General features: G+C 58.2%; 7 protein-coding genes and 1 other RNA gene. 7 read left to right on the top strand and 1 reads right to left on the bottom strand.

Translation table 11 applies throughout. The features are described from left to right. Window positions 1-93 precede the first annotated feature (93 nt). The 4 genes from CAL20_RS04530 to CAL20_RS04545 all read left to right on the top strand — a co-directional run bounded on the left by CAL20_RS04530 (window position 94) and on the right by CAL20_RS04545 (window position 1,949). The gene (locus CAL20_RS04530; protein ID WP_440898637.1) at window positions 94-555 is read left to right on the top strand and encodes a hypothetical protein; all 462 of its coding nucleotides are present in this window, start codon (window positions 94-96) and stop codon (window positions 553-555) included. Next, entirely contained in the window at window positions 555-857 is a 303-nt protein-coding gene (locus CAL20_RS04535; RefSeq protein WP_094819881.1) for a cell division protein ZapA, read from the top strand. Before CAL20_RS04530 ends, CAL20_RS04535 begins: the two co-directional genes overlap by 1 nt. Before the next feature lie 59 nt (window positions 858-916). After that, window positions 917-1,102, top strand: a non-coding RNA gene (ssrS, locus tag CAL20_RS04540) — 6S RNA. Between the two features lie 76 nt (window positions 1,103-1,178). Further along, window positions 1,179-1,949 carry an SIMPL domain-containing protein gene (locus CAL20_RS04545; protein ID WP_373558274.1) on the top strand — a complete coding sequence of 257 codons (771 nt, stop codon included), beginning with the start codon at window positions 1,179-1,181 and terminating at the stop codon, window positions 1,947-1,949. On the opposite strand, the gene lgt is transcribed toward CAL20_RS04545, so the two are convergent. Continuing rightward, window positions 1,924-2,712: a prolipoprotein diacylglyceryl transferase gene (gene lgt, locus CAL20_RS04550; RefSeq protein ID WP_094819883.1), complete on the bottom strand. Its 789-nt coding sequence runs from the start codon at window positions 2,710-2,712 to the stop codon at window positions 1,924-1,926. The genes CAL20_RS04545 and lgt overlap by 26 nt on opposite strands. A 103-nt stretch (window positions 2,713-2,815) precedes the next feature. On the opposite strand from lgt, the gene ilvD reads away from it, so the two are divergent. The 3 genes from ilvD (at window position 2,816) to msrA (ending at window position 6,041) form a co-directional block, all read left to right on the top strand. Continuing rightward, window positions 2,816-4,501 (top strand): dihydroxy-acid dehydratase, encoded by a 1,686-nt coding sequence (gene ilvD / locus CAL20_RS04555; protein ID WP_094819884.1) that lies wholly within the window; start codon window positions 2,816-2,818, stop codon window positions 4,499-4,501. Window positions 4,502-4,777: 276 nt separating this feature from the next. Next, entirely contained in the window at window positions 4,778-5,143 is a 366-nt protein-coding gene (locus tag CAL20_RS04560) for a c-type cytochrome (protein WP_094837313.1), read from the top strand. Window positions 5,144-5,477: 334 nt separating this feature from the next. After that, window positions 5,478-6,041 carry a peptide-methionine (S)-S-oxide reductase MsrA gene (msrA, locus tag CAL20_RS04565; RefSeq protein ID WP_094837314.1) on the top strand — a complete coding sequence of 188 codons (564 nt, stop codon included), beginning with the start codon at window positions 5,478-5,480 and terminating at the stop codon, window positions 6,039-6,041. The last annotated feature ends 384 nt before the right edge of the window (window positions 6,042-6,425 follow it).

Here is a 6,425-nt window from a genome sequence, read left to right on the forward strand (position 1 = left end):
GGGTGCCAACTGCAAGTCCTACAGAATATTGCTGGTTTTCTCACGTTGCGTACGGCCTCCCAGCCAGTGCGCGGATGGTTTACGATAGCGCCCATGCTGCAAGATCTAGATCAACTCGCCGCCCGTATCGGGCAATTAGTGCAACGCACCCGGCAACTTCAGGCCGAGCGTGATGCGTTGCGTATCAGCCTGGGCCAAAGCGAAGCCGCTCAGCGCGCATTAGAGCAACGCTGCAACGAGCGGCAGGCCGAAATTTTGGCGCTGCAGACCAAATTGCAGGAGCACGACGGGGCGGTAGAAGACCTCCTGTCCGAGGCGCGCCAGTCAGAGATAGATTTGCGTGCGCAACTCGCCCGCCAAATATCCGAGCAGCAAGCGCTCGAATCTCGTGCCCAGACGCGCGAAGCGGAATTGCTCGGCAGCCTCAGTGCCAAAGACACGGATCTGCAACGCCTGCGTGTCGCGACAGACGCCGCACGTGAGCGGATCGATAGCGTATTGGCGCGCTTGCCGGGCGCTGCCGCCGAAGACCAATCCTCCGGAGCGCAGCCCTGATGGAACGTATTGATGTCACGATATTGGGGCGCGACTATTCTCTCGCTTGCTCCACCGAAGAAAAACCCACTCTGTTGGCTGCCGTGCGCCACGTTGATCAGCTCATGCTGCGCATCCAGGGCTCAGGCAAAGTCTCCAGCAACGAACGCATTGCCGTCATGGCGGCTTTGCAGATTGCTAGCGAGTTGTTATCCATGAAAGCGCCCGACGGCCCGCTCGGCGGTTTGGCGGTAGGCGAGTTCAAGGGTAGAATCGAACACATGAATTCCCTGCTTGATGAGGTATTGTCCAAACAGGGATAGCAGTACGGACCTCGGTCCCCGGCGTGTCGGTATCACGCACGATTTGATGTTTTTTCAGTTTGTCCCTGCAGTGCTCGTGACCTGGCCATACATTCTCTGAACCTATGTCTTACGGCATATTGGTTGCGTGAATGGTGAGTGGGAGTGATTGTCTACCCGTAGACGAACCCGAAGCTCAACGGATCGCGACCACCTTGAACCTCACGGTTCGAGATGCCGGCCTAGACGGCACAGGCGGGGCATCTATTCCGGCGGGCCTGGGTTTCTCTCAGGTCCGCGCCGGGTGTCTCTCTTTCCCACTCTTTCTACAGGTCTGTCATGATGCACTCCTTCCGCGTGCCTTCATTGAACCGTCTTGCGGCTGCCTGCTGCGCCGCATTTGCCTTGACGGTGGCTCCGTTCGCGCATGCTCAACAGCCACCCGCGCCGCCGCGCGCACCTGCGCCGGCTGTGCATCCCGACGAGCGCGTGCCCGAATTGACCCTGCAGGCATCTGCCTCCGCCGATGTACAGCAGGACACCGTTCGCATCACCCTGGCCGCGGAGTTCGATGCAGACTCACAGACCAAGGCCACGACCCAGTTGAGTACAGTGCTTGACGAGGCCGTCAAACGTACCGAGGGCGCAAAGGGCATTCAAGTCCATACTAGCGGCTACAACGTTTGGCCCAATACGGACGAAAAGGGCAAGATCCAGAACTGGCGCGCTCGCGGGGAAATCGTCCTCGAGTCCAAGGACTTTGCCGCTGCCTCGGCATTGGCCTCCAAGCTGTCCGACAAAGTCGCCATCTCGCAGATCAGTTTCTCGCTATCACGCGAGGCCCGCGAGGCCGCAGAAAAGAAACTGCTCGGCCAGGCCGCTGATGCCTTTCTGGCGCGGGCGCAAGCTGCGGCCCAGGCTTTCGGCTATAGCAGCTATCGCGTGCAACAGCTCGAGTTGAGCGGGGGTGGTTCACCGGTCCCGGTACCGAGACCCATGGGTGCGATGGCCAAAAGCAGCCTGAGCAGTGCTGCCGGCTATGCCGATGCGCCGCTCGAGGCTGGCCAGGTCACTGTGACGCTTTCGGTCAATGGGACTGTCGCTTTGCAGTAAAGAAAAACATCACAAGGCCGATGAGCACCATGGGCAGGGACAGCCACTGTCCCATGCTCAGGCCTGCAGCGAGCAACCCCAGAAAATTATCTGGCTCACGCGTGAATTCGACCAAAAAGCGGAAGGCCCCATAACCGATCAAGAACAGCCCGCTGACTTGGCCGAGGGGGCGAGGCTTGCTGGAAAACCACCATAGCAGGGCGAACAGGACGATGCCCTCCAATCCCAGCTCGTAAAGCTGCGAAGGGTGGCGCGGCACATCGGTACCCGATTGCGGAAACACCATCGCCCAGGGTACGTCGGCGGGGCGGCCCCACAGTTCGCCATTGATGAAGTTGCCCAGACGCCCTGCGCCCAGTCCCAGGGGAATGAGCGGGGCGATGAAATCACTGATCGTAAAGAACGACACCTTCTTTTTGCGCGCAATCAGCAGCATGACTACGATCACGCCGATCAACCCGCCGTGAAAAGACATGCCGCCTTCCCAGAGGTAGAAAATTTCCAGGGGGTGGGCCAGGTAATAGCCGGGCTTATAAAACAGCACGTAGCCCAGGCGGCCGCCCAGCACCACGCCCAGCACGCTATAGAAAATAATGTCTTCCAGATCGCGCGTATTGAGCGCTGGCGTGTGGCCGCTTGTCAGGCGCCGGCGGCCCAACAAATAAACCAGCGCAAATCCGACGAGATACATCAGGCCATACCAATGAATAGCAACGGGGCCGATGCTCAAGGCAATAGGGTCAAACTCGGGATGGTGCAGCATAATCCGCCATGCAATAAAAGATTAGGTCGATAATAACCGGCACAGGTGTTGTTATGCCGCTCGGCCGGTCATGACATTCAAGGAAACGCTTCGGAGACAGACCATGCCCAATAACGAACGTTCACGCCACGTGACCCATGGGGTCGCCCGTGCCCCCAATCGGGCCATGTATTACGCGCTGGGCTACCAAGAATCCGATTTTGATAATCCCATGATAGGCGTGGCCAATGGCCACTCCACCATTACGCCCTGTAACAGCGGCCTGCAACGCCTGGCTGACGCCGCCATCGATGCGATTCGTGAATCGCGAGCCAATCCTCAGGTATTCGGCACGCCCACCATCTCCGATGGCATGTCCATGGGCACCGAGGGAATGAAATATTCCCTGGTCTCGCGCGAGGTGATTGCCGACTGCATTGAAACGGCGGTTCAAGGGCAGTGGATGGATGGCGTAGTCGTCATCGGAGGGTGCGATAAAAACATGCCCGGCGGCATGATCGCGCTGGCCCGTACCAACGTCCCCGGCATCTATGTGTATGGCGGCACCATCAAGCCCGGCCATTACCAAGGCAAAGACTTGACCATCGTCTCGGTGTTCGAGGCCGTGGGCGAGTTCACCATGGGACGCATGAACCAAGAGGATTTCAAGCAAATCGAAAAATGCGCAATCCCAGGCTCAGGATCCTGCGGCGGGATGTACACCGCCAACACGATGAGTTCCGCCTTCGAGGCGCTGGGCATGAGCTTGCCGTATTCCAGCACGATGGCCAACGAAGACGACGAAAAAGTCGTTTCTGCGGCCGAGTCGGCCCGGGTTCTGGTTGATGCCGTGCGACGTGGCGTGCGTCCGCGCGACATCATTACTCGCGAATCCATCGAAAATGCCGTGTCCGTCATCATGGCCACGGGCGGTTCCACCAACGCGGTCCTGCATTTTCTGGCCATCGCGCATGCGGCCGAGGTCCCGTGGACGATTGATGACTTCGAGCGTATCCGGCGCCGTGTTCCCGTTATTTGCGATTTAAAGCCTTCCGGCCGCTACGTTGCGACCGACCTGCATCGTGCTGGCGGAATTCCGCAGGTCATGAAACTTCTGCTGGACGCGGGATTGCTGCATGGTGATTGCATCACCATTACCGGCAAAACTATTGCGGAAACTTTGGCTGACGTTCCTGCGGTGCCTCGTTCAGATCAAGATGTAATTCGGCCGATAGACCGTGCGCTGTATCCGCAGGGGCATCTGGCCATTCTCAAGGGCAACTTGTCTCCCGAGGGGTGCGTCGCCAAAATTACCGGACTGAAAAATCCCGTCATTACCGGGCCGGCCCGCGTTTTCGATTCCGAAGACGAGGCCATGACAGCCATCATGGACCGCCGCATCCAACACGGCGACGTTGTTGTCATCCGTTACGAGGGGCCCAAAGGCGGTCCGGGAATGCGCGAAATGTTGGCGCCTACCTCCGCATTGATTGGCCAAGGCTTGGGCGAGACCGTAGGTTTGATCACCGATGGCCGTTTCTCTGGCGGAACCTGGGGCATGGTTGTCGGGCATGTGGCTCCCGAGGCCTATGTTGGCGGGCCGATCGCCCTCATTCGAGAGGGCGACTCAGTTACCATCGACGCTCATCAGTTGCTGCTGCAGCTCAACATTTCTGACGAAGAATTGGCGGCGCGCCGAAAAGCCTGGGTCCAGCCCAAACCACGGTACACCCGGGGAGTGCTGGCTAAATTTGGCAAATTGGCCAGTACAGCCAGCCGAGGAGCGGTGACAGACGCCTTTGAACCCTGACGATTCGCTTCGAGATTTGGGCTCAGGCCCGGGTCGCCACGCAGTTGTGCGAAAGGGGGCGGGAGTTAGGAGGCCGGCAGCCGGAATCCAGGAAGCCAGAAATCCGGGAATGCCAGGATGCCAGAATGCCAGGAAGCTAGGAGCTAGGGACTGGGATCTGGGAGCTAGGATCTGGGAGCTAGGAACTGGGAGCTAGGAACTGGGAGCAAGGAACTGGGAGCTAGGATGTCGCGGTTTCGCGATTTCGGTGTGTTTTTCAAACTTGAGACAGTACGGATGCATGTAACGACAAGCAGGACGGCCGCCATTGTTTTCGGCCTATGGGCAATCATCGTGTCCCCCATTGGCGCGCAAGCGGCCGATCAATCCACAGGCGAGGCCTTGGCGCAAAGCAAAGCCTGTATGGCGTGTCACCAAGTCGACAGCAAGCGGGTAGGGCCGCCGTTGCGCAGCATCGGGGAACGATATGCCGCGGCGGGCGAGGGCGACGCCATGGTGCAGTATCTGGCGGGCAAAATCCGTTCCGGCGGACGAGGCGTGTGGGGGGCCGTACCGATGCCGGCGCAACCGCAGGTCAGCGAAGAGGATGCTCGCACCTTGGCCGAGTGGGTGCTATCCCTGGCACCGGCTAAATCAAAGTAGTTTCGGCACTTGTCCGTGCAGGTCAAATAGGCCTCGTCAGATCGGAGGGCCTGCTCGACGCGAGCAGCGCGCCTTTTTATCCATATATCTCACAAGCCCACGCATGAGCGGGCCTGCCTTCATGGCTTCCCGTCTTTTGCGTGCGAATGGGCCCGTCTGTATTGGCATGGCCGGCATCTCCGGCTGGCTCGGTCGTTATGCCTTTATATATAGCGGCCCGTCTCCATATCTGTCCCTCTATCTATATATAGAGCAGCGGCCCATTCCTATCTACTATCTATATATAGTAGATAGCAGCGGCAGAGAAATGCCTATTGAACAAGGAATCATGATCATGTCGGAATCCACATCTTCCCCGGTTACCGAGGTCGCCATCCTGGGCGGGGGCTGCTTCTGGTGCGTCGAGGCCGTCCTTGAGGATTTGCGCGGCGTCGTCAGCGTGCTGCCCGGCTATAGCGGCGGCCATGTCGATCATCCTTCGTATGAACAGGTCTGCGGCAAAGCCACTGGCCATATCGAAGTCGCCCGCGTCGAGTTCGATCCTTCAGTGTTGTCCTATGCCGACCTGTTGCGGGTATTCTTCGCCACGCACGATCCGACCACTCCGGGGCGTCAGGGCAATGACGTGGGGCCGCAGTACGAGTCCGCCATCTTTTGGCAGAACGAGACCCAGCGCGAGCAGGCTCAGGCCGTCATTGCCGAAGTCGATGCGCAGCATATTTATGATGCGCCTATTGTGACCCAGCTGCGCGAGCCCGCCACATTCTGGCCCGCAGAGGACTATCACCGTAATTATTTTGAGCTGCACCCCGAACAAGGCTACTGCCAATTCGTGATTGCGCCAAAGGTCGCGAAATTCCGTAAACAGTTCAGTGATCGACTGAAAAAACAGGGTTAATACACATCTTTCACAGGGGACGACCGGCTTTTTAGCCTCTCGTCCCCAATTTTTTTAGAAATTTTAGAAAAAAGTGCCGGTATCGCCGTAACGGCTTTGTAATGTGTGCTATAGTCTCGCTCCTTCGCTGCTTGAACACGAATTCAGACGAAACGCAGTTTCAGACGAGACGGATTCAGGCGGTGGGGCCGAAGTGGTAGCGCAGTAAATTCCCGCGACGATGATTATTTGAGATCTAGTTGCACTGAATTTAAAAGGTGTGTTAATATTTCGGGCTCGGCAGTTGGTGAGGTTAGGGTAAACCCTGATATCCCGAGTGACCGAGGCAGCAGCCGGGGCGACCTGGCAGCTGTGAGGTGATGAAGAGTTCAGATCGGCGAATAA

It is taken from the genome of Bordetella genomosp. 4, assembly GCF_002261185.1.
Lineage (GTDB): Bacteria > Pseudomonadota > Gammaproteobacteria > Burkholderiales > Burkholderiaceae_B > Bordetella_A.

What these genes read in the sequence shown, in the direction of transcription:
- CAL20_RS04530 (WP_440898637.1), top strand. Translation starts at nt 94, where the DNA reads ATGCTGCAAGATCTAGATCAACTCGCCGCCCGTATCGGGCAATTAGTG.
- CAL20_RS04535 (WP_094819881.1), top strand. Translation starts at nt 555, where the DNA reads ATGGAACGTATTGATGTCACGATATTGGGGCGCGACTATTCTCTCGCT.
- CAL20_RS04545 (WP_373558274.1), top strand. Translation starts at nt 1,179, where the DNA reads ATGCACTCCTTCCGCGTGCCTTCATTGAACCGTCTTGCGGCTGCCTGC.
- lgt (WP_094819883.1), bottom strand. Translation starts at nt 2,712, where the DNA reads ATGCTGCACCATCCCGAGTTTGACCCTATTGCCTTGAGCATCGGCCCC.
- ilvD (WP_094819884.1), top strand. Translation starts at nt 2,816, where the DNA reads ATGCCCAATAACGAACGTTCACGCCACGTGACCCATGGGGTCGCCCGT.
- CAL20_RS04560 (WP_094837313.1), top strand. Translation starts at nt 4,778, where the DNA reads ATGCATGTAACGACAAGCAGGACGGCCGCCATTGTTTTCGGCCTATGG.
- msrA (WP_094837314.1), top strand. Translation starts at nt 5,478, where the DNA reads ATGTCGGAATCCACATCTTCCCCGGTTACCGAGGTCGCCATCCTGGGC.